The 617-nt window shown below is 51.1% G+C and carries 1 protein-coding gene; it reads right to left on the bottom strand.

Going from position 1 to position 617, the window contains the following annotated elements; genetic code table 11:
• Window positions 1-449: phosphate ABC transporter ATP-binding protein (locus tag AC5O77_RS22125; protein ID WP_494507211.1), on the bottom strand; the 449-nt coding region annotated here is incomplete at its 3' end.
• Window positions 450-617: the final 168 nt, after the last annotated feature.

Below are 617 nucleotides of genomic sequence, written 5' to 3'. Positions count from 1 at the left end.
CTCTGATGCAATTTATCTTTGGTTTCGTTCCACAATGCGGCTTTGGTCAATGCCCACTGCACGCGCTCGTCCATGTCGGCACGGGAGAGCTTCTCAAACAGACGCACACCAAAGGCGATGTTGTCGTAGATGGACATCGGGAACGGCGTCGGTTTCTGGAACACCATGCCCACTTTCGCACGCAGCAGGGCGATATCCTGAGAGTTGGTCAGGATGTTGTCGCCATCGAGCAGAATTTCACCTTCCGCACGCTGTTCCGGGTACAGTTCAAACATTTTATTGAAGGTACGCAGCAGCGTCGATTTACCGCAGCCGGACGGCCCGATAAACGCCGTTACCTGGTTTTTAGCGATATCCAGGTTGATGTTTTTCAGGGCATGGAATTTGCCGTAGTAGAAGTTCAAATTACGAACCTGAATTTTACTCGGGGCAGTTTCAACCATACTCATTGCAATCTTTTCCTCATCGTGCCTGATGCACTTCGCTAATCAGGCTTACCGTAGGCCGGATCAGGCGTTCACGCCGCATCCGGCGAAGTGTTAACCGTGTTTATTCTTCGCAAAAACAACGCGCGCCAGAATGTTCAGCAGCAGTACGCACAGGGTAATGATCAACAC

This window comes from Stenotrophomonas sp. INTA L402-1 (assembly GCF_059295135.1).
Note: the sequence above shows the minus strand (reverse complement) of the source record. Positions and strands in the feature narration are given on the sequence as shown.